At 62.8% G+C, this 24,485-nt stretch carries 25 protein-coding genes; 5 read left to right on the forward strand and 20 right to left on the reverse strand.

Annotated elements, in window-relative coordinates; genetic code table 11:
* Positions 1-38: 38 nt before the first annotated feature.
* From FJ548_RS27105 to lhgO, 5 genes are all read left to right on the forward strand, one after another.
* The gene (locus tag FJ548_RS27105) at positions 39-1,577 is read left to right on the forward strand and encodes a sugar ABC transporter ATP-binding protein (RefSeq protein WP_140779494.1); all 1,539 of its coding nucleotides are present in this window, start codon (positions 39-41) and stop codon (positions 1,575-1,577) included.
* 47 nt (positions 1,578-1,624) lie between these two features.
* Positions 1,625-2,671 carry an ABC transporter permease gene (locus FJ548_RS27110; protein ID WP_140779495.1) on the forward strand — a complete coding sequence of 349 codons (1,047 nt, stop codon included), beginning with the start codon at positions 1,625-1,627 and terminating at the stop codon, positions 2,669-2,671.
* A gap of 51 nt (positions 2,672-2,722) precedes the next feature.
* The gene (locus FJ548_RS27115; protein ID WP_140779496.1) at positions 2,723-3,844 is read left to right on the forward strand and encodes a substrate-binding domain-containing protein; all 1,122 of its coding nucleotides are present in this window, start codon (positions 2,723-2,725) and stop codon (positions 3,842-3,844) included.
* The gene (locus tag FJ548_RS27120; protein ID WP_210242699.1) at positions 3,801-4,817 is read left to right on the forward strand and encodes a polysaccharide deacetylase family protein; all 1,017 of its coding nucleotides are present in this window, start codon (positions 3,801-3,803) and stop codon (positions 4,815-4,817) included. The genes FJ548_RS27115 and FJ548_RS27120 overlap by 44 nt, the downstream gene beginning before the upstream one ends.
* Positions 4,818-4,878: 61 nt before the next feature.
* Positions 4,879-6,150 (forward strand): L-2-hydroxyglutarate oxidase, encoded by a 1,272-nt coding sequence (gene lhgO, locus FJ548_RS27125; protein WP_140779497.1) that lies wholly within the window; start codon positions 4,879-4,881, stop codon positions 6,148-6,150.
* A gap of 3 nt (positions 6,151-6,153) precedes the next feature.
* Here lhgO and FJ548_RS27130 read toward each other — a convergent pair whose 3' ends face one another.
* The 20 genes from FJ548_RS27130 to FJ548_RS27220 form a co-directional block, all read right to left on the reverse strand.
* Positions 6,154-6,777 carry a hydrolase gene (locus FJ548_RS27130; RefSeq protein WP_181168921.1) on the reverse strand — a complete coding sequence of 208 codons (624 nt, stop codon included), beginning with the start codon at positions 6,775-6,777 and terminating at the stop codon, positions 6,154-6,156.
* A gap of 123 nt (positions 6,778-6,900) precedes the next feature.
* The gene (locus tag FJ548_RS27135) at positions 6,901-7,590 is read right to left on the reverse strand and encodes a hydrolase (protein WP_140779514.1); all 690 of its coding nucleotides are present in this window, start codon (positions 7,588-7,590) and stop codon (positions 6,901-6,903) included.
* Between the two features lie 354 nt (positions 7,591-7,944).
* Positions 7,945-8,247 carry a UBP-type zinc finger domain-containing protein gene (locus FJ548_RS27140; RefSeq protein ID WP_140779499.1) on the reverse strand — a complete coding sequence of 101 codons (303 nt, stop codon included), beginning with the start codon at positions 8,245-8,247 and terminating at the stop codon, positions 7,945-7,947.
* Complete coding sequence (locus FJ548_RS27145) at positions 8,244-9,851, reverse strand: FAD-dependent oxidoreductase (protein ID WP_140779515.1); 1,608 nt, start codon at positions 9,849-9,851, stop codon at positions 8,244-8,246. The genes FJ548_RS27140 and FJ548_RS27145 overlap by 4 nt, the downstream gene beginning before the upstream one ends.
* Positions 9,852-10,024: 173 nt before the next feature.
* On the reverse strand, positions 10,025-11,371 hold the full coding sequence (locus FJ548_RS27150; RefSeq protein ID WP_140779500.1) for an alginate export family protein: 1,347 nt from the start codon (positions 11,369-11,371) through the stop codon (positions 10,025-10,027).
* Complete coding sequence (locus FJ548_RS27155) at positions 11,368-12,999, reverse strand: MFS transporter (RefSeq protein ID WP_140779501.1); 1,632 nt, start codon at positions 12,997-12,999, stop codon at positions 11,368-11,370. The genes FJ548_RS27150 and FJ548_RS27155 overlap by 4 nt, the downstream gene beginning before the upstream one ends.
* Positions 12,996-13,424, reverse strand: coding sequence for a DoxX family protein (locus tag FJ548_RS27160; protein ID WP_140779516.1), 429 nt, complete (start codon positions 13,422-13,424; stop codon positions 12,996-12,998). Before FJ548_RS27160 ends, FJ548_RS27155 begins: the two co-directional genes overlap by 4 nt.
* Before the next feature lie 19 nt (positions 13,425-13,443).
* Positions 13,444-13,824 carry a DoxX family protein gene (locus FJ548_RS27165; protein WP_181168922.1) on the reverse strand — a complete coding sequence of 127 codons (381 nt, stop codon included), beginning with the start codon at positions 13,822-13,824 and terminating at the stop codon, positions 13,444-13,446.
* Complete coding sequence (locus FJ548_RS27170) at positions 13,824-15,701, reverse strand: amidohydrolase (RefSeq protein WP_348640949.1); 1,878 nt, start codon at positions 15,699-15,701, stop codon at positions 13,824-13,826. Before FJ548_RS27170 ends, FJ548_RS27165 begins: the two co-directional genes overlap by 1 nt.
* Positions 15,702-15,799: 98 nt before the next feature.
* On the reverse strand, positions 15,800-16,072 hold the full coding sequence (locus tag FJ548_RS27175; RefSeq protein ID WP_140779517.1) for a XapX domain-containing protein: 273 nt from the start codon (positions 16,070-16,072) through the stop codon (positions 15,800-15,802).
* A 193-nt stretch (positions 16,073-16,265) separates the two neighbouring features.
* Entirely contained in the window at positions 16,266-16,388 is a 123-nt protein-coding gene (locus FJ548_RS30780; RefSeq protein WP_281407113.1) for a hypothetical protein, read from the reverse strand.
* 76 nt (positions 16,389-16,464) lie between these two features.
* Positions 16,465-17,832: a dicarboxylate/amino acid:cation symporter gene (locus FJ548_RS27180; protein WP_140779504.1), complete on the reverse strand. Its 1,368-nt coding sequence runs from the start codon at positions 17,830-17,832 to the stop codon at positions 16,465-16,467.
* A gap of 114 nt (positions 17,833-17,946) precedes the next feature.
* Positions 17,947-18,300: a cupin domain-containing protein gene (locus FJ548_RS27185; RefSeq protein WP_140779505.1), complete on the reverse strand. Its 354-nt coding sequence runs from the start codon at positions 18,298-18,300 to the stop codon at positions 17,947-17,949.
* A 4-nt stretch (positions 18,301-18,304) separates the two neighbouring features.
* Positions 18,305-19,330 (reverse strand): zinc-binding alcohol dehydrogenase family protein, encoded by a 1,026-nt coding sequence (locus tag FJ548_RS27190; protein ID WP_140779506.1) that lies wholly within the window; start codon positions 19,328-19,330, stop codon positions 18,305-18,307.
* A 19-nt stretch (positions 19,331-19,349) separates the two neighbouring features.
* The gene (locus FJ548_RS27195; protein WP_140779518.1) at positions 19,350-20,264 is read right to left on the reverse strand and encodes a 3-keto-5-aminohexanoate cleavage protein; all 915 of its coding nucleotides are present in this window, start codon (positions 20,262-20,264) and stop codon (positions 19,350-19,352) included.
* Between the two features lie 15 nt (positions 20,265-20,279).
* Positions 20,280-21,098: an SDR family oxidoreductase gene (locus FJ548_RS27200; protein WP_140779507.1), complete on the reverse strand. Its 819-nt coding sequence runs from the start codon at positions 21,096-21,098 to the stop codon at positions 20,280-20,282.
* 27 nt (positions 21,099-21,125) lie between these two features.
* Positions 21,126-22,058: a dioxygenase gene (locus FJ548_RS27205; protein WP_140779508.1), complete on the reverse strand. Its 933-nt coding sequence runs from the start codon at positions 22,056-22,058 to the stop codon at positions 21,126-21,128.
* Positions 22,059-22,516: 458 nt separating this feature from the next.
* On the reverse strand, positions 22,517-23,284 hold the full coding sequence (locus FJ548_RS27210; protein ID WP_140779509.1) for a nuclear transport factor 2 family protein: 768 nt from the start codon (positions 23,282-23,284) through the stop codon (positions 22,517-22,519).
* 260 nt (positions 23,285-23,544) lie between these two features.
* Entirely contained in the window at positions 23,545-23,964 is a 420-nt protein-coding gene (locus FJ548_RS27215) for an Rrf2 family transcriptional regulator (protein WP_140779510.1), read from the reverse strand.
* A 185-nt stretch (positions 23,965-24,149) separates the two neighbouring features.
* Positions 24,150-24,485, reverse strand: a 336-nt coding sequence (locus FJ548_RS27220) for an iron-containing alcohol dehydrogenase (protein WP_140779511.1), incomplete at its 5' end; no start/stop codon positions are given.

Raw genomic sequence — 24,485 nt, forward strand, 5'->3', positions numbered from 1 at the left:
TGCGTGTAAGCACCCGGGAAAGACGCCAGTGGAGGAGCATGTCCAAACCCGAGAATGAATCCGCTCCTTTGGTCGGCCTGGGAATACGCGCCGACACCTGTCTGCTCGACGTCTCGGGGGTCGGAAAGCGGTTCGGCGGAACGGTTGCGGTGCGGGATGTTTCGTTTTCCGTTGCTGCCGGCGAGATCATTGCCCTGCTGGGCGAGAACGGCGCCGGGAAATCGACGCTGATCAAGATCATGGCAGGGGTATTTCAAGCCGATACCGGCTCGCTAAGCTTCAAGGGTGGTTCGCTTCAGTCGGCCGCCAACGCGGGCCGCATTGCCTTCATCCATCAGGACCTTGGCCTCATTCCCTGGATGACAGTCGCCGAGAACATGATGCTCGGCGGCCGCTATCCGCGTCGACTGGGCCTGATCGATTGGCGGGAAAGCCGAGAACGGGCACGACGCGCACTCATCGAGATCGGCGGTGAAATCGACCCTGACGATCGTATCGAGACGTTGAGCCGCGCCGACAAATCGCTTGTCGCCATCGCCCGGGCGCTGGCAAGCAACGCCGAGTTGATCATTCTGGATGAACCGACCGCTAGCTTGCCGCAAGCCGAGGTTGAAAGATTGCATGATGTCCTACGGCAGTTGCGCGCGCGGGGCGTCGGCATGGTTTACGTCTCCCACCGCCTCGACGAGGTCTATGCCCTGTGCGACCGCGTCGTTGTCCTGCGTGACGGTCTCGTTGCAGCGACGGCTAGGACCGCCGAAATCAACGCGGAATCTCTCGTTCAGGCGATCATCGGCCGACCTCATGATCAGGTCTTCATTCGCCCGCCGAAACCGCAGGAACCGCAGACCGTACTAAGGCTTGAAGCAACAGAAATCGGAACCGTCGGCCCCCTCGACCTGAAACTGGGATCCGGTGAGGTCGTCGGTCTTGTCGGTCTGCGCGGGGCGGGCCAAGACGCCATCGGCAAGGCGCTGTTCGGAATCGAACCTATCGCTGCCGGCACGATCCGGCTTTTCGGCGAGGCTTATGTGCCACGCGACCCGTTCGACGCCATCGTCAAGGGCGTGTTGATGGTGGCTGGAGACAGGAATACCGACTCCATCGCTCATGGGATGAGCGTGCGCGAAAACATGTTCCTCAATCCGGTCGCCACCGGTCGGGGACTCTTCAGCCCGCGATTCCCGGCGCTGGAGAACCGGGAAGCAGAAGGACTCGGCGCGCGGGTGAGTTTGCGGCCAAATGCTCCTTCGGCACCGATTGAAACGCTCTCCGGCGGCAATCAGCAGAAAGTCGTAATGGCTCGCTGGATGCGGATCGGCGGCAGAGTGCTCGTGCTTGAGGATCCGACCGCTGGAGTCGACGTGGGCGCCAAGGCTGAAATCTATCGCCTGCTCGCAGATGCATCGGCGAATGGTCTCAGCGTGCTGCTGATTTCCACCGACTTCGAGGAGGTTACCGCGATCTGCCATAGGGCTTTCATCTTCCGGGCCGGGAGGATCGTCGCGGAACTGCCCGAAGACAGACTGTCCATTGCTAATCTGCTTAGCGCTGCGTCGCTGTCACCTGCTGCGTAGCTGAACCATGTCAATCGCATAAAAAACGGGGCGGAAGGAAGAACGTCATGGAATCCATTCGATCGACTGCCCTGGAGCCAACGCCGCGGGAACTGGCGGGGCTGTCCCGCCTACAGCGCAGCATTCGGTTGCTGCCGGTCTACGGTCTGCCGATTTTGGCCGTAGCGCTGATAATCCTGTTCAGCGTTATGTTGCCGACCACCTTTCCGACGATGCTCAATCTCCGTTCGGTGCTCGGGGACAAATCGATCATCTGTATCCTGGCCCTCGCCGCCATGGTGCCGATGATGGCGGGCCGCATTGATTTGACCGTCGGCTACGGCATCGTCATGTGGCACGTGCTCGCGATCAGCCTGCAAACGCAATACGGCCTCAACTGGTTTGCCGCAGTGTTGGTCGTGCTCGCACTCGGCGCGGTGCTAGGGCTGGTAAACGGGTTGCTCGTCGAGATTGCCCGGATCGACTCTTTCATTGCGACCCTCGGCACGGGGACCGTCCTCTATGCACTGACATTGTGGTATACCGGCGGTCGTCAGGTTATCGGTGCGCTGCCGAAAGAATTCACCGGCATCTATACGACAAACCTCTTCGGGTTGCCGATTGCGGCCATTTATGTGCTGGCGATCAGCGTCGTCCTCTGGATCGTCGCCGAATATCTGCCCATTGGTCGAATGCTCTACGCGATCGGCGCCAATCAGCGTGCCGCCTCATTGAACGGTATCCGAACACGACGTTTCGTCATCGGCGCCTTCGTCACGTCTGGCGTGCTCGGTGCCTTCGCGGGCATCGTCCTTGCCGCGAAGCTGCGGATCGGGCAGGCAAGTGTCGGCCTTGAATTTTTGCTGCCAGCGCTAGTGGGCGCCTTCCTCGGCTCAACCACCATCAAGCCCGGGCGCGTGAATGTCTGGGGGACAGTCGTCGGAGTGGCGATCCTCGCTGTCGGGATCTCCGGCATCCAGCAATTCGGCGGTGCCTTCTATGTCGAGCCGCTCTTTAACGGCATGACACTTCTCGTTGCCATCGGCATCGCCGGCTACTCGCAGCGAAATCGGTCCATCGGCCGAACCAAGCCCCTTCAGAAGAGCGGCAGTTAAGGCCGCCGCCGAGCTACCAGCTTGCAACATGTCACATCAGGAGGAAACCACATGACAACAATCCGTCGGAAGAACACCCGTCTCCTTGTCCTTGGACTTGCCGGCGTGCTGGCAACAGCCGCTGGCGCCTATGCTCAGGACAGCAATGTCAAAGCTGCTCAGGATTACATCGCTTCAGTCACCAAAAGTAATCCGCCTTGGAGCGGCCCAACATCCGGCCCCATCGCCCAGAAGGACAAGACCATTGTCTACGTCTCTGCCGACCAGCGTAATGGAGGCGCACTTGGCGTTGCAGAAGGCGTGGAAGAAGCAGGCAAGGCAATCGGCTGGTCGGTACGTGTCATCGATGGTCAAGGAACAGTTTCAGGTCGATCCTCGGCATTGCAACAAGCGATCGCATTGAAACCGGACGGCATCGTGCTCGGGACTGTGGATGCCAAAGAGCAGGCCGAACTGATCAGTCAGGCCGTGGGCGCCGGCATCCAGGTCGTCGGTTGGCATTCGGTGACCAACCCGGGCCCTTCAGAAGAATACAAGCTCGTCACCAACATCGCCACCGACCCGCTTGATGTCGCCAAGGCCGCCGCTTCCTTCGCGGTTGCGGACTCCGAGGGCAAAGCCGGCGTCGTGATCTTCACCGACTCCACCTACGCGATAGCCATCGCGAAGTCGGATGCGATGGCCGAGGTGGTTAAGGACTGCGGCGGATGCAAGGTTCTCAGCGTGGAAGACACCCCGCTCGCTGAAGCCGCTACACGTATCCCGCAGCTTACCACGTCGCTGTTGCAGCGCTTTGGCGATCAATGGACCTATGCACTCAGCATCAACGATTTGACCTTCGATTTCATGTCGGCCTCTTTGGCCTCGGCTGGTGTGGCGCAGGATGGCCATCCCCGGAATATCTCTGCTGGCGACGGCAGCGAGGCCGCTTTTCAACGCATCCGCACCAGCTTCTATCAGTCAGGAACGGTCGCCGAGCCGCTTCATCTGCACGGCTGGCAGGCTGTTGACGAGCTGAACCGCGCCTTTGCCGGACAAGCGGCGTCCGGCTTCGTCGCCCCGGTCCACCTGGTGACTGCGGCTAATATCGGGTCGGATGGCGGACCCAAGAACCTCTACGATCCAGACAATGGCTATCGCGACGCCTACAAACGAATCTGGACCGGAAAGTAAGACCTCGCGGAGGCCGATTTTTGGCCTCCGCATTCCCAAGATATGGAGTTGGATCATGAGCAAAGCCTACTGGCCCGATGGAAGCCGTCTCGTCATTTCCATCTCGATGCAAATGGAGGCCGGTGGCGAAGCCCCCTACGGGCCGGGCGGCCCCTTTTCTGGCTTCATCGATATGGACCCAAGCTATCCCGATTTTCCAACGAAGTCCTGGTACAAGTACGGATATCGTGAAGGCATCCAGCGTATGCTGGATCTTTGGGACCGCTTCGGGATCAAGGTGACGTCGCATATGGTCGGGTCGGCCGTCGACCGTGCGCCCGAAGTCGCAAAGGAAATCGTTGAGCGCGGCCACGAGGCCGCCGCACACGGCCGCGATTGGGTACAACAATATGACCTGGACTACGAAGCCGAGAAGAGATTCATCCAAGACAATATCGACAGCGTCAGGCGCGCGACGGGCAAGGTGCCGGTCGGCTATAACGGCGCGGCGATGCGGGGCACGATCAACACACTGAAGATCCTTCAGGAACTGGGATTCAGATATTTCATCGACGATGTCAGCCGCGACGAACCGTTCCTCATCAAGGTGCGTGAAAAAGACATGGCGATCGTGCCCTATTCGCTGAACCTAAACGACATCATCCAGTTCGAGGCCTATAAATTCTCGACCGGAGAATACGAACAACAATTGAAGGACGAATTCGACCAGCTTTACGAAGAAGGCGCAATGCGCCGGCGTATGATGGCGATCTCCACCCACGACCGCATCCAGGGCCGCCCTTACCGCGTCCGCTCGCTAGCCAGGTTCCTGGAATATGCAAGCAAGCACGAAGGAGTGACTTTCTTGCGCAAGGATCAAATCGCCGAGATCATCTATTCCGATCCTCAACCGTTGCGCGACGTCAACGAGCACGATGCCTGGGCCGAATGGGAGCGCAAGCACGGTAAGCAGAAGATCGCGCCTATCGTCTGAACATCGACGAGCCGGCAGAAAGCACCTGGCCGGGCCGTCCTCGAACGCGCGGAATTCATCCATGAGCCATGATCTTGCAATCATCGGCGGAGGCATCGTTGGGCTGGCGACTGCGCGTGAGGTGACGCGTCGTTTTCCTGGCCTTTCGATTGTCGTCCTCGAGCGCGAGGATGACGTTGCCCTGCATCAGACTGGCCGCAATAGCGGCGTCATCCATTCTGGTATCTATTACCAGCCTGGAAGCCTGAAGGCGCGCTTGTGTAAGGAAGGCGTCGAGGCAACGATTCGTTTCTGCAAGGATCATGACCTGCCTTACGAGCAATGCGGCAAGATGCTGGTAGCGACACAAACCAGCGAGCTTGACCGCATGGCCTCACTCCATGAGCGCGGCCTCGCCAACGGCCTGCCTGTCGAGCGTGTCGACGCCGCGGAACTGCGCGCGCGCGAACCGCATATCCAGGGAGTCGGCGCCCTCTTCGTCTCGACGACGGGTATTGTCGACTACGGCCTCGTTGCGCGTACAATGGCCAAGGAGCTTAAGGAGCGCGGTGTCGAAATCCTGTTCGGCGCAATGGTCGACCGCATTAGCGAGGAACCGGCAGGTCTGACGATTGGCGCCGGGATGCGGCAGATAAAGGCGCGCAACATGATCGCCTGCGCCGGTATCATGGCCGACCGCATAGCGCGTCTCGGCGGCGTCGATCTCGACTTCCGAATCGTACCCTTCCGCGGCGAATACTATCGACTGGGCGCCGACAAGAACGATATCGTCAGCCACTTGATCTATCCGATCCCCGATCCTGGCCTGCCCTTCCTTGGCATCCATCTGACGAAAATGATAGGCGGCTATGTCACCGTCGGACCCAATGCGGTGCTCGCCTTTGCCCGCGACGGCTATCGTTTTGGCGATGTCAGCTTGCGCGATCTGGCCGAAACGCTGACCTATCGCGGCTTCCGCCGCCTTGTCGGAAAAAGCCTGCGCTCGGGCCTATCGGAAATGTGGAACTCGTTGAACAAGCACGCCTATCTCGCCCTTTGTCAGCGCTACTGTCCGGAACTCACCGTGCACGATCTCCAGCCTCACCGACCCGGCATCCGTGCCCAGGCCGTGCTCGCCGACGGCACGCTGGCTCATGATTTCCTGATCCGCGAGACGGCCCGCAGCATCCATGTCTGCAACGCACCCTCGCCCGCAGCCACGTCCGCCATTCCTATTGCCCGTGAACTCATTGACCGCGCGGCGAAACACTTCCGCTGGCGCGAAGCTGTGCGCGGCGGTCCTCGGATCAATCCGAGGACCGCCGATCCGGACTCGGCGGTCCCAAGCGCGTAGCTGTCAGGCTGGTTTGATCATGTCGCGGGCATAGGCCAGGCCAATACCATAGCCGCCTCCAAATTCCTCGACGATTGCACGCGCACCGTCATAGGTCTCGTGGCGTGTCCAGTCGCGCTGCAGTTCCAGCAACACCTGAATCCAGCTGGTCGTCCGGATGCCCGCCGACTGCATGCGCCGCAGCGCAAAGTCGTGACTCTCGGGTGTGAGCCCTCCGCAGGCGTCGCCAACGACGTAGACTTCATAGCCCTCTTCGGCGGCGGACAACGCGGTAAAGCTGACACAGGCCTCGGTCAGCAACCCCGAGATCAGAAGCCGCTTGCGGCCTGTCGCAACCATGGCCCTGCGAGCCGCCTCGTCCTCCCAGGCGTTCATGCTGCGCCGGTCGATCGGCACGACGTCCGGGATAGCCCGCTGCAGCACCGGCATCATCGGACCGCTGTAGACCTTGGTGGCCGAGGTCGAAGCCACGATCGGCAGTGCGAACACTTTCGCCGTCTTCGCCAGCGCCACCGCGTTGTTGAGGAGCTTCTGGCGATCGCCGGAGCCGACGCCGAAGGCCAGCCCAGCCTGCTGATCGACAAAGACGAGTGCGCAGTTACCGCCATCGAGAAGAGACTTTATCATGATCATAATTCCTTCGGGCTGCCGATCCACATGGATCTCGCGCGGTCGCCGGTTGGCCACACAGCGCGCTGACGTTCGTTGCCGTTGCGAGCGCGTCGGACGCGCTCGCAACGGCAATCCGGCTCAGGAGGAAATTTTGGCCGGGTTCGGCCCGATGCGCTCGCCATGGGCGACGCGCTCGGGACCTTTGTGAACCATGGTGACGGCGTAATCGACGCCCATGCCATAGGCGCCACAATGCTCCTTTATGACCGCTGTGACGGCTTCGTAGGTTTCGCGGCGCGCCCAGTCGCGCTGCCACTCCAGCAGTACCTGCAGCCAGGTCACCGGAACGGCGCCGGCCTGGACCAGCCGGTCCATGGCGTATTTGTGAGCGTCCTGCGAAGTGCCGCCGGAAGCATCGGCGACCATGTAAATCTCGTAATCACCCTCGAGCATCGCACCAAGCGCGAAGGTCAGGTTGCAGACTTCGATCCACAGACCCGCCACGACGACCTTCTTGCGCCCGTTCGCGGCCAGCGCGTCGCGGACGTTTTGATCATCCCAGGAGTTCATTGAACTTCGCTCCAGGATCTTGTGCTCGGGATACACGGCCATGAGTTCAGGAAACACATAACCAGAGAAGCTCTCGGTCTCGACCGTGGTGATCGTCGTCGGGATATTGAACACTTTCGCGGCTTTCGCCAGGCCGACGACATTGTTCTTCAGCGTCTGCCGATCGATCGACTGCACGCTAAACGCCATTTGGGGCTGCTGATCGATGATGATGAGCTGGCTGTTTTGCGGCGTCAGGACTTCCAGATATTTCGACATGGCTCTCTCTCCGAATGAAAATACTCTGATCAGAAATGCTGGGATGCTGTATCTGGCATCAATCCGGGCAACTGCATTGTCGGAGGAGATTCGGTCCTCGGCTTGCATATCCGCATCGCGGTTTGTCGATTTGTGCAAAGTTTGTTTGCACCGAATGAGAAAATAAGACGGTCACCCAGCGAGGGCGAAGGAGGTGCCGTCGGCCGGGCGGTTCCGGCCACCAGCGTTACCGGCGACTTCTGCAACAAAATCTGGATATCCGGCAGGCGGGCAAAACCGCAGCCCTGATCATCATATGGGCCGGACGCGGGCAATGTCCGGTCGCGATCTGTCGTCACCGCGGATGCCCGGTTGTCAGATGAACCGTGGGATCGGCCTTCGCTGCGGGGTCTGGTCGGGAAGGATCACCTCTTCCTGATCGATGTAGCACCATCCCCAACCCTCGGGTGGATCATATCCTTCGATGACCGGGTGGCCGCTCTGCTCGAAATGCGCGCGCGCGTGGCGAAGGGGGGAATCATCGCAGCAGCCAACGTGACCGCAGATTCGGCACAACCGAAGATGTACCCAGGGGCTGCCCATTTTGAGGCATTCTTCACATCCCCTCGCGCTTGGCACGACATCACGGATCATGTTCACATGGTTGCAGGCGGTCATAACGCTTCCTTTGCCGATCTGCTGAGGTAACTGTGAATCTGGGCGACAGCCGCCGCTCCATCGCCGACTGCGGCTGCGACCCGCTTGGTCGAACCAGCGCGAACGTCGCCGATCGCAAAGACACCCGGCATGCTGGTCTCGAGCGACGCTGTCGCTCCGTCGGTCAGGATAAAGCCCTTTCCGTCCGTCTTAACCGAGCCGCCGAGCCAGCTTGTATGAGGCGTCGCGCCTATGAACAGGAATAGGTGGGTAATGTCGTACCGGGCATAGGTATCACTGGCACGGTCGCGAACGACGGCACCGGCAAGGGCGTCGCCGTCGCGGTCGAGTTCGACGAGGTCCGTGCCGACGTGAATCTCCACGTTGGAAAGCGCCGAGACACGGTCGATAAGATAGCGAGACATCGTCTCCGACAGGTCCCGCCGGACGAACACGTGAAGGCGCTCCACATGTGGCGCCAGAAACACGATCGCCTGGCCTGCCGAGTTGCCGCCGCCGACAAGAGCAACGACCTTGCCCGTACACAAGCGAGCCTCGACCGGGGACGCCCAGTAGGACACCCCTGCCCCCTCGAAACGAGACAGACCAGGAATGTCGGGGCGCTGGTAAGTTGCACCCGAGGCGATCACGACGGTGCGCGAGGCAATCGTGGTACCGTCCGAAAGATTGAGAACAAGCCGGTCACCGACACGTTCCAGCCGCTCCACGCTCACGGGAATGGCCACCTCCGCCCCGAATTTGAGGGCCTGGTTGAATGCGCGGCCGGCAAGCGCTTGTCCCGATATCCCCGTGGGAAAGCCGAGATAATTCTCGATCCGCGCCGACGCGCCGGCCTGGCCGCCCATGGCTCGCTCGTCGAGAACGATCGTCGAGAGGCCTTCCGAAGCACCATAGACCGCCGCGGCCAACCCGGCTGGACCCGCGCCTACGATGGCAACATCGTAGATATTATGCGGATCTATTTTGGGAACGATGCCGAGACAGGCAGCCAACTCTGCCTCATTGGGCCGCTTCAACAACGTGCCGTTGGGGCAGACGACCAGCGGCAGCTCGATCGGCAGAAGCGCCATGCGCTCAACGAAGCTGCGGCCCTCGCCATCAACTTTGGGATCCATGACGAGGTTGGGATAGCCGTTTCGGGTCAGGAAGCCCTGAAGGCGCAGAACATGTGCATCGCCTGGCCCGCCAATGACAATCGTGCCCGAGCCGCCCTGCTCGATCAGCCTGACCCGGCGTAGAATAAGCGCGCGCATAACGATCTCACCGACTTCCGCCGATCCGATCATCAGCGCCCGCAAATGTGCTGGATCGAACGGAAGCAGGGTCGCGCCATCTTGGCCGGATCGAGCCGAGGCGATGGTCGCGCGGCCGTCAATTTGGCTGACTTCTCCGGTGAATTGCCCTGCACCATGGGTGGTGATCGGCGCTTCTTCATCAAGGCCGTCTCGCCGCAAGACATCGATCGAGCCGTCAAGCACAAGCCAGACCGGCACATCCCGGTCACCTGTGGCGAAGATCATCTCGCCGGCTGAAAAATGTTGCGGTGGACCGCTCGCGAAACGGCGCGCCGCTTCGACCTGGATTTGTGCAAGGACGGGGAACATCTGATCCCCGCGGGATCCAACACCGCCCTTCTGCTGATCGGTCACGCGAATGCTCTCCTTATGATAAGGGCGCGCTCGGCATGATTAGGGCGCGCTCGGCTGCACGACCTGCGAGCCTGCACATCCGATTGGCTGAATGCCGATGAGCGGGGAAAATCATGTTGTGCCTCCAACTAGAACGATACGGTCGCCCAGCCGGCGGCGAACGACCCGGACGTGCCGCCAGCCTCGCGGACACGCTCACCCGGAACATAGTTCACATAGGTGCCTCCCAGCGTTAGATGATCGGTTACCTCCCATTCCAGCGTGGTCGAGAACTGCTGGCCGATGTAACGGCCGGTGCCCCCGGTCGTCCCCGCGACGGGCGTGATGGCCGGCCCATAAAACGCGTCTTCCTGCGCCTGCTTCCAGAGTGGGTTCCAGCCGAGGGTGAGCTTGACTTCAGGTAGCAGGGTCAGACTGACGTTCGGCTGGATATCGAGGAGGTTGGCGGGGGCCACCAGGTTCGCTTCCGAGAAGTAGGGCAGCTTCGGGAAGAGCGGATAGAAAGTGCCTAGCGTGCTGTCTTCCAGATTGCCGTCGCCACTGATCGCGTCGGCATTAAGGCCGAGGCGTGGCGAGAAGGGCATGTTTACGAAGGTGTAGCCGAAATTGGCCGAAACGGTCCATGCCTGTATCTTATCGTGTCCGAATTGACCGAACTGATAGGCGGCCTCGACATTCCAGTCGAGATTGCCCGCCTCGCCGAAGAGCCGGGCGCCCACAGTGTGACGGTGCTCGTCGGCGGTGCCCTGCGCGAAGCGGGCATTTTGGCGATCCAGGCCGAGATAATAGAGATCGATCTTGAGAGCCGGCAAATCGGGAACCTGACCCGTGCCGTAGACGCCCCAGAACGCCTGACCAGGGTCGGACTTGTCGTCGAAGATACCGTCCTGCGGCAGCACGGGCCGCGTAACGAAGGCGTCGATACGCGCATCCGACGAAGCGATCCAGGCGGCTCGTACGCCGTCGAAGGAGCGGCGGACATTCGGACTTTCGCGTACAGAGACCAGCCTCGATGAGCCGTAGCTCATCTCCTGCCTTCCGCCGCGGATCATGATGCCGCCGAGATCGGTCGGCAGCATGAGTTCGCCATAACCCTGCAACAGATCCAGCCGGTCGAGTTGGGTTGGCGGGGGCGTTCCGTTCCAGACAGGCGCCTGCCCACTGACAAGCTCGACATAGGTCTTCAGGAATTGGCCGATACGCAAGCCGGCCGAAAGATAGGTCCGCATCAGCACGCCGTCGTTGCGCTCGGGCGCCGCCAGCCCGAACACAGGATTGCGCGAGAACTCCGACCGGATGCGCAACTGCCCTCCGAGCGAGAGGGTGACCTGGCCATCAGGCGATAAGGGGATGTCTTTCAGGGCATCGAAAGGATCTTTCGCCGCCGGCTTATCACGATCATCCGCCTGCGCCGTGACGACACTGCCCGAGGTCAGCAACAGCCATATCAGCGCGATCGGACCCACTCGCGTCATGCCTTCACCCCTTTACCGGAACCAGCGGGGCGACGTGGCGGATCCATATGGATGAAATGCCGCACGACTGGTCCATCCGGCCCTACATGGAAGCGCGCGATTTCGCTCTGCAGATCGGCATCGGCTTTCGATACGCGGTGATGCTGGCGCAAATGCTCCGCCCATGACGACACGATGAACCACTCGACCAGCTTTTCCGGGTCGGCTGCATCTTCCGTGATGCCCCAGCCATAGGCTCCATCGCGCCGCCGTTCGGCGGAGAGTTTGCGGATTGTCCGCAGGAACGCTCCGCGCTCCGTCTTCGGAACGCGATACTCGATCAGGATGAGCACCGGCCCGCGGTCATTTTCGACCGGAGCGGCAACGAGCGGTTCCGGCCAGTGGTTGGAGGGTGCAAGATCAGCCTCCCCTACCGGCAGTTTGACGCGGTGCATGATCAGGCCCGCGACGAACAGTGCGGCCGCCCCGATCAGCAAGGTGCCGCGGATACCGGCGGCCTCCGCGACCGCACCCCAGCCGAGGGAGCCGGCGGTCATCGCGCCGTTGAAGACGGTCAGGTAGACTGCGAGCGCGCGCCCCCGCACCCAGTTCGGCAGGATCGCCTGGGCGACTCCGTTGAGTGTTGTGAGGGCGACGATCCAAGCCATGCCGAGCAGGAGCAGGATTACGACCGCGAGCCATTGCGGCGGGCCGAAGGAGAGCGCCGCCATCACAGCCGCTGTCACAATTGCCGATAGCAGCAGCAGCGTGTCGGCGTCCAAGGTGCTCCGCAAGCGCGGCAGTACGATCGCGCCCATAATGGCGCCGGCCCCGACAGCCCCCAGCAGCACACCGTAGAAGCCTGAGCCACCGCCGAGCAGGTTGCGGGCGACAAGCGGCAACAGGGCCCAGACGGCACTTGCGCAGGCGAAGAAGATCGCGGCGCGCAGCAGCACCACATGCAGTTCGCGGCTGGCCCTCGCATAGCGAAGCCCGGCACGGAAGGCGCCGCCGAAGCGCTCACTGAGAGCATCGTCGCTGTCGGGCGCGCGCCGCCACCACATCAGCGCACCGACAACGACGACATAGCTCGCCACGTCGGCGCCATAGGTGACGCCGGCGCCGAGAGCCGCCAGGATAAGGCCACCCAGGGCCGGCCCGATCGCGCGCGCAATGTTGATGCCGAGCGAGTTCAGCGCAACCGCGCTCTTGAGGTCCGCCTTGCCCACGAGCTCTGGCACGATCGCCTGCCAAGTCGGACCCATCAGGGCGGCGCCGACGCCACCGAGAAAGGTCAATGCCACCAATGAACTGACGCTGAGAAGTCCACTCAGCGACAACGACATCAGCGACAGGCTCACCAGCCCGAGCATCAGCTGGACGGCGATCAGGAACTTCCGGCGATCGAGGATGTCGGAGAGTACGCCGGCGGGGATCGCAAGCAGAAAGACCGGCAGCGTTGCCGCCGCTTGCACCATCGCGACCGCGGCAGGGGCACCGGAGAGATCCGTGACGAGCCACGCGCTGGCGACATCGCGCATGAAGCTGCCGACATTGCCGATGATCGTCGCCGCCCACAGAACGGCGAAGACCTTTTGTCGCAGCGGCGCGAAGCTGGATACGGCGGCCCTGGGAGGCTCCCCGCTCAATTGTCCGCTCCCTTCGGCCGCGCGAGGTCATCGAGCGCGACCAGGAGGAAGCCGCCGATCAGGCCGAGATGTTCGAAGAAGGCGTTGGTCGCCATCGTCCGGTCCTGTCCGGCCGGCAGTTCCCAGAAACGCAGGGCGATGAACGTGGCGACCAGCGTGAAGCCGGCGAGGCAGAGCGCGGCGAGCCAGCGCCAGCGGCCGGCCAGGATCATCGCTGTCGCCGTGAGTTCGAAGGCGATCACCAGAACGGCGAACACAGGCGCGGGCGACAGGCCGAAGTGATTCATCTCGGCGATGGCGCCGCCGAAATCGAGAATCTTGGTCACCGGCCCCTGGATATAGGCGCCGCAGAGCAGGAGCATCGCAACCCACCGCAGCGCTGGAGCCTGCCTCGCAGGCACGGTCGCGGAATCCGATATCGTCATCATGGTCTCTCGTTTCGTATCAAGGCGAAGCGGCCGGCGCCGGCGCCGGCAAGCACAAGAAACCGCCGGCCAGGCCGAGGTTTTTCAGGAAGTGGATAGACTGCATCTCCGCGGCGCCCGGGTCGGGCATTCCCCAGAAGGCGTGGAAAACGAAGGCTGTCACCAGCGCGTAGGCGGCCAGTCCCACGGCCGCAAGTCGTGGCAAGACACCGACGATGATCGCCAAAGCTCCCAACATCTCGGCGCCGGCCGCCAAGATCGCGAATGCGAATGGCGCGGGAAAGCCCTTGGCGGCGATCGTTTCGGCCGTGGCGGCGAGGTTGCCCCATTTGCCGAGACCACTGACGACAAAGAGCACGACGAGCAGAAGGCGGCCCGCAAGCAGGCTTATGTCGCGCATCATACTGCCCAGCAGGCGCAGCCGAGCGCGCCCCAGAAACTCTTGAGATCGGAGACCGGGAGGCGGCTCGACCAGGCCCCGGCATGGTCGTGGCCATGAACGCCGCAGCTGCTCGCGCAGCCGCAACTGGTCATGGCCGTTCGCCGCAACGAGTTCTTGCCGGCGCCCTCGGGCTCGCCCCAGGCCGCATAGCCCTTGAAGGTCCTGACCGGCGACCAGTCGGGCATCGCCGGAGGGGGTGCGCTCTCGTCCAGACTTGCGAAGTCCCCGGCTCCATAGACGATCTTGCCGCCAACCACCGTCAGATCGGCGCTGATGTGCGATATCTCGTCCTCTGGACACGAAAAGAAATCGCGGTCGGGCACGATCAGATCGGCGAACTGGCCGACAACGACCTGGCCTTTCTTCCCTTCCTCGTTGGAAAACCAGGTGACCTTTTCGGTCATCATCCGCAGCGCCGTCTCGCGATCGAGGCAGTTGCGCTGTGGTGTCATGCGCAGGCCGCCGACGGTGCGGCCGGTGACCAGCCAGGACAGCGAGACCCAGGGGTTGTAGGAGGCGACGCGGGTGGCGTCGGTGCCGGCCGAGGTCTTCACCCCCTTTTCCAGCAAGCGTGCCACCGGCGGGGTCGCCTCGGCCGCGCCGGGGCCGTAGCGCTCGACGAAATACTCGCCCTGATAGGCCATGCGATGCTGCACGGCAACGCCGCCGCCAAGTGCTGCGATGCGATCGATCGAGCGTTCGGAGATCGTCTCGGCATGGTCGAAGAACCAGTTCAGACCCTTGAGGGGAACGTCCTGGTCGACCTTCTCGAAGACGTCGAGCGCCCGCGAGATCGTCTCGTCATAGGTTGCATGCAGGCGCCAGGGCCAGCGATTTTCGGCCAGGATGCGCACGACGCCCTCGAGGTCGCCCTCCATCTCGGGCGGCATGTCGGGACGCGGCTCACGGAAATCCTCGAAATCGGCGGCCGAAAAGACCAGCATCTCACCGGCGCCGTTATGGCGGAAATAATCCGTTCCCTGCTTGTACTTTGAGTTCCTGGTCCAGTTGAGGAAGTCCTCCTTCTCCTGCTTCGGCTTCTGCGTGAACAGGTTGTAGGCAAGGCGGATGGTCAACTGGCCGTCATCGGCAAGTTTCTGGATGACGGCGTAATCATCCGGATAGTTCTGGAAGCCGCCGCCGGCATCGATCGCCCCCGTCACGCCGAGCCGGTTGAGCTCGCGCATGAAATGGCGCGTCGAATTGAGCTGGTAATCGAAGGGCAGCTTGGGGCCCTTGGCGAGCGTCGAATAGAGGATGCCGGCATTGGGCTTGGCCAGCAGCAGCCCGGTCGGATTGCCGTTGGCGTCGCGCGTGATCTCGCCGCCTGGCGGGTTGGGCGTATCCTTGCCATAGCCAACTGCACGCAGCGCCGCTCCGTTCAGCAGGGCGCGGTCGTAGAGGTGCAGAATGAAGACCGGAGTGTCGGGCGCGACGGCATTGAGTTCCTCGATCGTCGGCAGGCGCTTTTCGGCGAACTGATGTTCGGTGAAGCCGCCGACGACGCGCACCCATTGCGGCGGCGGCGTCACAGCGACCTGACGCTTGAGCATGCTCATGGCGTCCGCCAGCGAACGCACGCCGTCCCAGCGCAGCTCCATGTTGAAGTTCAATCCGCCGCGGATGATATGCAGATGATTGTCGATCAGCCCCGGAAGCGCGCGGCGTCCCATGAGGTCGATAATCTTCGTCTGCTGGCCGGCATGCGCCATCACGTCGGCCTCGTTGCCAACCGCCAGGAACACGCCGTCCTTGATCGCGACGGCGCTTGCCGACCGCTTGGTGCGGTCGAGCGTGGTTATTTGGCCGCTGTGCAGGATAAGGTCTGCTGTCACCGACTTGTCTCCGGATTGTTGGGGTTGACCTTGAGCAAAGGCAGACAGGGCGAGACCGGGGAGAGCAAGCCCGCCAAGAACGGCACGACGCGTCGGCACTATGCGCGCTCCTTTTCTTCCGTCTCGTCCTGAGCCGGCTTGCCGCGCGGCAGGTGACCGAAGACATGGGGCCGGACCTGATTTTGCCAGGATTGCAGCGCGGGCTCCTTGGCCCATAGACTGCGCACCAGCGGCGGCAATTGCTCCCCGACCAAAATGCCGAGGAGACCTACGAGCGCCACGACCGGCGGCGCCGGTGAACGAACGTTGATGAGACTATAGATGACGCCGACAAGGAGGCCCGCGCCGAGGGAAAATAAATAGACTTTCATCTGCCTACCCGGTGCCGTGAAGAGAAGGCCGACCACCTGTCTCGATGGAAGGCCGCCATATTGCGACAGGGTGCGAAACATGCGCGCCCGCGTCTTGTCGAATTGAACGGTTCTTTGTCTAATTTCGCGAGGGCCTTGCGGGCACTACTCAGGTGCCACGATCAGAACTTGCTCGCCAGCAACTCGTCCTCCGTCACGCCGGCGGCGAGTTCCAGAAGACGGCAGCCGCCCGCTCGACCAGTGGTTCGAAGGCGCCGAGGGCGGTGGTCACGAGATCGACCACTGCGGCGGCTGGCGGCAGCATATATCGCCCCATCAGCTTCTGCTGCGGGCGGCCTTCCCTATCCAATGGCAGCGTGCTCCATCGCCACCCTGGTCCGGGCGAGCGGGGATTAACGCGGCACGACGGCCAGCGGCCCGATCGCGCCGGAGTCAGCTTCACGGCCCGCTTCGACGACGTCGAGCGGATAGGGATCGACGAGCGGCTGGCCCGAAAGCGCGGCGTCGAGCCGCGCGTAGTCGAGTTCGCCTTCCCAGCGTGCCATGACCACCGTGGCGACCCCGTTACCAATCATGTTCACCAGCGCCCGGGCTTCACTCATGAAGCGGTCGATGCCGAGGATGAGCGCCATGCCGGCGACCGGGATGGCGGGAACCACCGAAAGGGTTCCGACCAGGGCGATGAAGGAGGCGCCGGTGACGCCGGACGCACCCTTTGAGGTGAGCATGGCGACGGCGAAGATGGCGAGTTGCTGATGCAGTGACAGGTCGGTGTTGGTGGCCTGCGCCACGAACAGCGCCGCCAGCGTCATGTAGATCGATGTGCCGTCGGTGTTGAAGACGTAGCCGGTCGGCACGACCAGGCCAACCACCGGCTTGGAGACGCCCGCGCGCTCCAGCTTTTCCATCAGGCTGGGCAAGGCCGAGTCCGACGACGACGTGCCGAGCACGAGCAGGATCTCTTCCTTGATGTAGAGCAGGAACTTCAAGATGCTGAAGCCCGCCCACCAACCGATGAGGCCGAGCACGCCGAACACGAATATGATGCTGGTGAGATAAAATGTGCCGATCAAGAATACGAGCGGGCCGAGCGCGGAAACGCCATATTTGCCGACCGTGAAGGCCATCGCCCCGAAAGCGCCGATCGGCGCCAGCCGCATGATGACGTTGATGGCGCCGAACACCAGGTGCGAGCCGGCATCGATCACGTCCCTGACCGGTTTGGCGCGGTCGCCGAGATGCGACAGCACATAGCCGAACAGGACCGAGATCAGAACGACCGGCAGGATGTCGCCTTTGGCGAAAGCGTCGACAATGGTGGTCGGAATGATGTTCATCAGGAAGTCGCTGACCGACTGTTCGGCGGCCTTGCCGGCGTAGGCCGCGACCGCGCTTGCGTCGAGGGTCGCCGGGTCGGCGTTGAAGCCGGCGCCGGGCTTGACCAGATTGCCGACGATCAGACCGATGATCAGCGCAACCGTGGACACGACCTCGAAATAGATGAGCGCCTTGCCACCAACCCTGCCGACCTTCTTCAGATCGTTCATGCCGGTGATTCCGGACACGACGGTGCAGAAGATGACCAGTGCGATCACCATCTTGATGAGCTTGATGAAGGCGTCGCCCAGCGGTTTCATGTCGATGCCGGCTTGCGGCCAGAAGTGGCCGAGCACGATTGCCGCCGCGATGCCGATCAGCACCTGCAGATAGAGGATCTGGTACCAGGGTTTACGCGGACGTGGGGAATGCACATGAGCCATTGGGTTCCTCCCTTGGGGCGAATGACATCGCGGCGACGGGCAACACCCGTCGCGTGGGTTGATGGTAGGCATGCGTGGTCACGGAGCCCGACGGGCGGACGTCCCAGGTGCCGGTCAGCGCGGCGGCCCGGTCGCCTGCAACGGCATCACCAGCAGGATCGTGGCGGGTTCCTGGGTATGGTTGTGCAACCGGCGGGCCTCGTTCGGCCCGATGCGGCAGGAATCCCAGCGTCGCAGGCGCACATGCTCGCGGCCGTTCGATACGGTCACCTCTCCGTCGAGTACGACGTACATCTTCTCGACGTCCGAAGTGTCGAGCATCGTGCCGCCATTTGGCGCAAGGGTCGAGGCGCCCAGCCAGACGGTGTCGGCCGGCCCGGCCTCGCGTCCTTGCAGCCGCGTCATCCGCATATCGTGATGGCCGGGTGCGGAGTAGGCGGGAGCTTCGGCGAAACGGACGACGTGCATGGCATCAGCCTCCCGGCACCAGCACGACGCGGTTCCGCGACGAGCCCATCACGGCCTGGTAGGCGGCATGGGCGTCATCGAACCGGTAGACGGCGCTGTCGATGATTGGAAAAGGCCGCAGCGAGCCGTCGGCGAAACCTGGCGCCAGCGCCTTCAGGATGGCGCCGGTCTCGACCGAGCCGAGCGCGATGGTGTCGATGCCGACATAGGTGTGGCGGCCTTTGTAGAAAGCGAGGATGTCGAAGCTGACAAAGCGGTCAATGACGGAAATGAAGATCGCCCGACCCCCGACCGCCATCGACTTCTGGCCGATCTCGTAGAACGGGTCGCCGACGGTGTTGAAGACGATGTCGGCCCCCTTGCCGCCGGTAAGTTCGCGGACCTTCGCCGGCACATCCGTCGTGTTCGAGGCGATCACCTCCACCGGCCCGTTGGCGTGGCCAGCATGGGATTCCTCGCGCCGCACGACGCCGATCACACGCGCGCCGCGCCAACTGGCGATCTGTGCCGCCGCCTGGCCAACCTTTCCGTTGAGCCCGAGGATCATCACGGTCTCGCCCTCGGCAGGCAGGCCCGCACGCCGCAACCCTTCCCAGGCGGTGACGAACGGCACGCCGATGCCGGCGGCCTGGCGGGCGCCGATGCCTGGCGGGATCTCGACGACGGCGTCCGCCTCGACGATCATGTGGCTGGCGTGCGAACCGTCCTGGCGGATGCCGAGATCGCCCGATGAGCCGAACACCAGCTTGTCGACGAGGGTTTCCGGGCCGACCACCACCTTGCCGGAATAGTCGCGCCCCGGTGTTCGCGGAAACACCGCATAGGGCATGAGCCCGGTGGCCGCCTTGGCATCCGAAGGGTTCACGGCGGCGGCGTGGATCTCGACCAGGACCTCGTGGGCCGCGACGGCGCGCAGCGGGTATTCCTCGACAGCGAGCCTGATCGCCGCATAGTCCGGCGCTTTCTCGTACAGGCGCAGTCCTCTCGCGGAGACCTGGAGCTGGCGTGGACGTTCGGTCGTAAGTGACATGGTCGGCCCCGTTCGAATTTCAGGCGACGCGGTTGGTGTTGGCCGGCCAAGCGGGCAGGCCGAGAATGGCTCGCGCCTCGCGCGGGTCGGCGACCTTGCCGCCGAGGTCTTCGACGATGCGGCGTGCCTTCTCGACCATTGCGGCGTTCGACGGCGCCAACACGCCGCGATCGAGATAGATGGCGTCCTCCAGGCCGACCCGCACGTGACCGCCGGCAAGGTAGGACTGCGCCACCATTTGGAAGGCGGAGCGGCCGATGCCTATCGCGGTGAACGCGGCATCCGGCGGCAGAAGGTTGCGGGCGTAGACGACGGTTTCCGGCGATGGCTGGAAGCCGTAGCGCACGCCCATGATCAACGAAGTGAGCGGAGGCCCCTGCAGCGTGCCGTCGGCGAGAAGATCGGCCAGCAGCGCGATGTCGCCCGAATCGAACAGTTCGATCTCCGGCCTGACGCCGGCCCCGGCGATCACCTTGGCCATGCGGCGCACATTGCCGGGCGTGTTGATCACCACTTCGCCACCGGAATTCATGGTGTTCAGGTCGAGCGTGCAGATGTCGGGCTTGAGCGCGGCGATGTGCTCGACGCGGCGTTCGGGCGCCAACAGCGTCGTGCCCGGGCCGGCGACCCTGGGATCTTCCTGCGACGGCACGAAACGACCGCCGGGACCGGTGGTCAGATTGATGATCAGTTCCGGGTTCGAGCCGCGGATCAGGTCCAGCACCTCGCGATAGAGCTCGAGTTCCATCGACGGGCGGCCGGTCCGCGGGTCGCGCACGTGGATATGCACGACCGCAGCGCCGGCCTCGGCGGCGGCGAGCGCCGAGGCCGCGATTTGTTGTGGCGTGATCGGCAGATGCGGGGTCTGTTCCGGCTTGGTCAGATTGCCGGTGATCGCACAGGTGATGACGATTTTTGGCAGCGGCGAGCGCATCATCGAGCCTCCGTCCTAGAGCGCACGGCCGCCATCGACCTGGACGATGTGTCCGGTCGAATAGCCGAGCATGGTGGCGCATGCGGTGATGGCGGCGGCGATATCCTCGGCCTCGCCGATCCGCCTGAGCGGCGTCGAGGCACTAACCCTGTCGTTGAAGTCGGTGCCGCGGCCGGGCACGAACTCGGTGTCGACGACGCCAGGCGACACCGCCAGCACCCGCACCTCGGGCGCCAGCACCCGTGCCAACGCCTTGGTCATCACGTCGATGCCGGCCTTGGCGGCACAGTAAGCGATCGAGGAACCAACGCCTGTGAAGGCGGCGATGGACGAGATCGACACGACGAGCCCGTCGCCGGAAGCCTTCAGCATCGGCGCGAAAGTGCGGATCGCCGCGAACTGACCACGCCAGTTGACCTGCAGCATACGATCGATCAACTCGTCGGTCAGCGCATCCAGGTCGGCATGCGGCACCGGCTTGGTGAAGCCGGCGGCGTTGACCAGGATGTCGAGCCGTCCGTAGCGGTCCTGAAGCTGCGCTCGCAACGCGATCAGCGAAGGGGTATCGACGAGATTGGCGGTATAAGCGGCGTGATCGCCGCCCAGTTCGGCGATCAGCGCCTTGGCTGCGGCCGCATCGCGCTCGGTGTCGAGATGCGTGACCACTACCGTTGCCCCGGCAGCGGCCAGCATGCGGCTGGTGGCCGCTCCGATGGCGCCGGCGCCGCCGACGACGAGGGCCACCTTGCCGGCAAGCGATCGGGGATAGGATGGTCGCGGACGCACCGTGACCGACGAGGAGGCCGCGGCCCCCGGCTGGACTGAATTTGACATGATTGCTCTCTGGCGTGTTCGGGGCTGCTAACGGATAGGAGGGTTCGGCAGCTTGGCTTCGCCGGCCTCCATCACGAAATCGTAGGTCAATCGGAACCACGGGCTGTCGACCCCTGGAACCGGGGCGGCACCGGCACCTTGCTGGAAATCACCGATGAGGTGGCGCGTGACGCCGAAGACTACGTCGCTCTCGATATGCTGGTCGTCATCGACGAAGACCTGGGTGATCAGGGTCTTGTAGCCGGGCTTGTGGCAGAGAAAATGCAAATGCGCCGGCCGATAGGGATGACGCAGCTGCGCGCGCAGGAGATCGCCGACCGGTCCGTCGGTCGGCACCGGATAACCGGCGGGCTTGACCGAGCGGAACCAGATGCACCCGTCCGCGTCGGTCCGGAACTTCCCACGCAGGTTCATGTCGGCCTGGCCTGGGTCCTGGTTCTCGTAGAGCCCTACCGGCGAAGCCTGCCATATGTCGACCTCGACATCCGCCAACGGGTTACCATCCGGGTCGGTGATGCGGCAGTTTGCAAACAGTGCCGGTCCGGGCGTTTCGGACCGTACGATCGAGCCGCCGTTCTCGGTAGCCGGGGAATGCATGCGCCAGAACGGCCCAAGCAGAGCCGAGGCCGTCTCGGTGGCGCCGTTCTGACCATTGTTCAGGAGACAGACCAATGTCGAGAAGCCGATGGCATCCGAGAACAGAACGCCCTCATTGTGCGCGTCGTGGGTGGACTGGCCTATGCGGTTGAGGAAATCGACGCCGAGCTCGAACTCCTCCTCGGTGAGCTTCACCTCGCGGGCAAAGGCGTGCATGTGCCGCACGAAGGCCGCGGCGACCTCGCGTAGACGGGCGTTCGGCGCCCGCGACATGGCGTCAAGGACGATCTCCGTCACCGCGCTTTGATCCCCGATGATGTGGGTGCGGTGCCCCTCTCCCCTGACTGCTATCCCTGCGCTCATCGTTTCCTCCAACGCGTTAGTCTATCCAATGCGCTTATCCAATACCTTTATGCAATCGATTGCACCGTTTGTTATGCGATCGATTGCACATTGTCAAGCGAGGGGCGAATTCCTTTTGGTGAAGCTGGTTTCCCCCGCCGCTCACACTGTCGGCGTCGGCCTTGCGGAAATGGGGGAAACGAGCGGCGCGCCGCCGCCTGCGCGATATCAGAACCGATGCGAAGGCCGCGGCTGTTCCAACCGCGCCAAGGCTTATTTTGCGTGACTCGACGCCGAACTATCGATGCGCCGGAGACGATGCCTCCGGCCCGTTGGGCGAGATAAGAGTGCCGATGCTTCGGATGAAGCGCCGACATCCGAGTGCACGAGAGCGGATCAGCCTTCGATCATATCGCCGACCCGCTCCAAGTATTCGCTTCCGCAATTTCGGGCGGAAATCGCCAGGCGGATCTCCTGCTTTAGAAACCGAACTTGCCGTTCGCGTTCTTCCATTCGATCTGTGGTGGGATCGTTTCGATTGTATCCCAGTGCTCGACGATCCTGCCGTTATCGACGCGGAAGAGATCGTAAAAGGACGAAGCCTTGCCGGCAAAGGAACCTTCGCTGACGGTGAGCACGAAATTGCCCTCGCCGAGCACTTTGTGGACCGTGTCGTACTTCATGGTGATGCCCTGCTTGGCCATGGCTTCCAGCGCGGCGCTCAGGCCCGACAGGCCGTTGCCGATGGCCGGGTTGTGCTGCGTGTAATTCTCGCCCTCAATGTAGCCACCAAGCTTGTCGAATTGCCCACCGACGAGGATGTCCTGCACGAAGGCGCCGACCAGCGCCTTGTTGTCGGCGGTCTTCTCCTGGTCTTTCGGCACGGTCGGGCCGTTGGTCATGGTGTTGCCGCTCGGATTGGGGCCGGCCGTTTCCTGCAGATTGTCCCAGTGTTCGACGATCTTGCCGTTCTCGAAGCGGAAGATGTCGAAGCCGATCTTCGGTCCGAAGAAATCATAGTCGGAGTGGGTGAAGACATAATCGCCATCCTGGAAGACGCGGACGGTATTGACCCTCGCAGAGCCTTTGGGAAGCAAGGCCATCAGTTGACCGAAACCAGCCAGGCCGTCGGCCGCGGCAAGGTTGTGCTGGATGTACTTTTTGGGATTGATAACAGACACCGGACCGGCGGCTCCGGTCTCGATCGACTTGAGCAGGTCGACGACCTGCTGTTCCTGTTCAGTCAATTTACCCTCCTAATGTGCGGTTGCGGAAGACGCAGGCACCATGACCGATGCCAGCGAGACGAATGAGGCCGCGAATGCGGCGGTGAAAGATCGAGTGGTTGAGCGCATTTATGTATCCGATCTAGGTACAGACAATATGTACCTAGATCGGATACATAAATATGTCAAGCGCTGCGGTGCCTGGTGATGCGGTTACAGCCGGACTGGAATGTTCAGGAGCGCGACGGGGGGCCGTGGATGCTCGGATCCGTGCGGCGCGATCAGGCGCTGCGGGCCGCTATCCTGGCTGCGAGGTCGGCGATGGTGGTCGCGGAAAGCCGGCGTTCGAGCGCCTGCTGGGCTTCGTTTACCTCGTTCGCCAGCACCTCGTTGATGCTGCGGCCCACGGGGCAGGCCGGATTCGGATGCTCATGTAACGCAAGCAGCACCCCCTCCTCATCCACGGCGCGATAGACGTCGAGCAGGGATATCTGATCACCGGGCCGGGCGAGCAGCGCACCGCCGCCGCTGCCCATCATCGACTTTGTGAGGCCGGCCCGCGCCAGCAACGACAGCAAGCGGCGGATGAAGGTCGGATTGGTGTTGACGCTCGACGCGATCAATTCGGACGACGCCGGTTGGCCCTGCTGGTACTGCAGGAAGGCAACGATGTGCGTGGCGACGGCGAAACGGCTGTTCACGGTGAGTGATCCAAATATGTGCGTAAATTAGGCACATATCGCCGCGGGTTCAAGCGGTCGCACAGATCGCCGTCCCTGCAGATCCGTCACGACCGGCGCTCGCGCGCGCGGTGTGAATGAAGCTGGTCAGCCGTTCGGGATCACCTCTTCGTGCGGCCGCATCCATTTGTCATTGAGACTGTCTTTCAGCCCTTGCCACCTTTGCTACGGTCCTCCCCGGCCCACGCCGATCTCAGCAGACCGAGGATTTCGCCGCGTATCAGCGGCCGCGGATTCCAATAGGCGGACGACATTGCAAGATCGGCGGCGCCGGCGAGATCCGCTTCGCGCATTCCGAGGTCACGCAAGGCCCGTGGCGCTCCGACGCCGTCCGCGAAGATTGCAAGCGCATGACCAATGTCGCCGTCATCAAAGATTTCGCGTATCGGATCCAGAAGGGCACCTGTGGCGGTCGCGTTGAAAGCGATCGTATAGCGCAGCATTACCGCGTGGGTCTCGGCATGAGGCAGGCCGAAGGAGCC

The organism is Mesorhizobium sp. B2-4-17, from assembly GCF_006441275.1.
Classification (GTDB): Bacteria; Pseudomonadota; Alphaproteobacteria; order Rhizobiales; family Rhizobiaceae; genus Mesorhizobium.

Coding starts and splice junctions, on each gene's coding strand:
- FJ548_RS27105 (WP_140779494.1), top strand. CDS start 39: ATGTCCAAACCCGAGAATGAATCCGCTCCTTTGGTCGGCCTGGGAATA.
- FJ548_RS27110 (WP_140779495.1), top strand. CDS start 1,625: ATGGAATCCATTCGATCGACTGCCCTGGAGCCAACGCCGCGGGAACTG.
- FJ548_RS27115 (WP_140779496.1), top strand. CDS start 2,723: ATGACAACAATCCGTCGGAAGAACACCCGTCTCCTTGTCCTTGGACTT.
- FJ548_RS27120 (WP_210242699.1), top strand. CDS start 3,801: ATGGCTATCGCGACGCCTACAAACGAATCTGGACCGGAAAGTAAGACC.
- lhgO (WP_140779497.1), top strand. CDS start 4,879: ATGAGCCATGATCTTGCAATCATCGGCGGAGGCATCGTTGGGCTGGCG.
- FJ548_RS27130 (WP_181168921.1), bottom strand. CDS start 6,777: ATGATAAAGTCTCTTCTCGATGGCGGTAACTGCGCACTCGTCTTTGTC.
- FJ548_RS27135 (WP_140779514.1), bottom strand. CDS start 7,590: ATGTCGAAATATCTGGAAGTCCTGACGCCGCAAAACAGCCAGCTCATC.
- FJ548_RS27140 (WP_140779499.1), bottom strand. CDS start 8,247: ATGACCGCCTGCAACCATGTGAACATGATCCGTGATGTCGTGCCAAGC.
- FJ548_RS27145 (WP_140779515.1), bottom strand. CDS start 9,851: ATGTTCCCCGTCCTTGCACAAATCCAGGTCGAAGCGGCGCGCCGTTTC.
- FJ548_RS27150 (WP_140779500.1), bottom strand. CDS start 11,371: ATGACGCGAGTGGGTCCGATCGCGCTGATATGGCTGTTGCTGACCTCG.
- FJ548_RS27160 (WP_140779516.1), bottom strand. CDS start 13,424: ATGACGATATCGGATTCCGCGACCGTGCCTGCGAGGCAGGCTCCAGCG.
- FJ548_RS27165 (WP_181168922.1), bottom strand. CDS start 13,824: ATGCGCGACATAAGCCTGCTTGCGGGCCGCCTTCTGCTCGTCGTGCTC.
- FJ548_RS27175 (WP_140779517.1), bottom strand. CDS start 16,072: ATGAAAGTCTATTTATTTTCCCTCGGCGCGGGCCTCCTTGTCGGCGTC.
- FJ548_RS30780 (WP_281407113.1), bottom strand. CDS start 16,388: ATGGGGCGATATATGCTGCCGCCAGCCGCCGCAGTGGTCGATCTCGTG.
- FJ548_RS27180 (WP_140779504.1), bottom strand. CDS start 17,832: ATGGCTCATGTGCATTCCCCACGTCCGCGTAAACCCTGGTACCAGATC.
- FJ548_RS27185 (WP_140779505.1), bottom strand. CDS start 18,300: ATGCACGTCGTCCGTTTCGCCGAAGCTCCCGCCTACTCCGCACCCGGC.
- FJ548_RS27190 (WP_140779506.1), bottom strand. CDS start 19,330: ATGTCACTTACGACCGAACGTCCACGCCAGCTCCAGGTCTCCGCGAGA.
- FJ548_RS27195 (WP_140779518.1), bottom strand. CDS start 20,264: ATGCGCTCGCCGCTGCCAAAAATCGTCATCACCTGTGCGATCACCGGC.
- FJ548_RS27200 (WP_140779507.1), bottom strand. CDS start 21,098: ATGTCAAATTCAGTCCAGCCGGGGGCCGCGGCCTCCTCGTCGGTCACG.
- FJ548_RS27205 (WP_140779508.1), bottom strand. CDS start 22,058: ATGAGCGCAGGGATAGCAGTCAGGGGAGAGGGGCACCGCACCCACATC.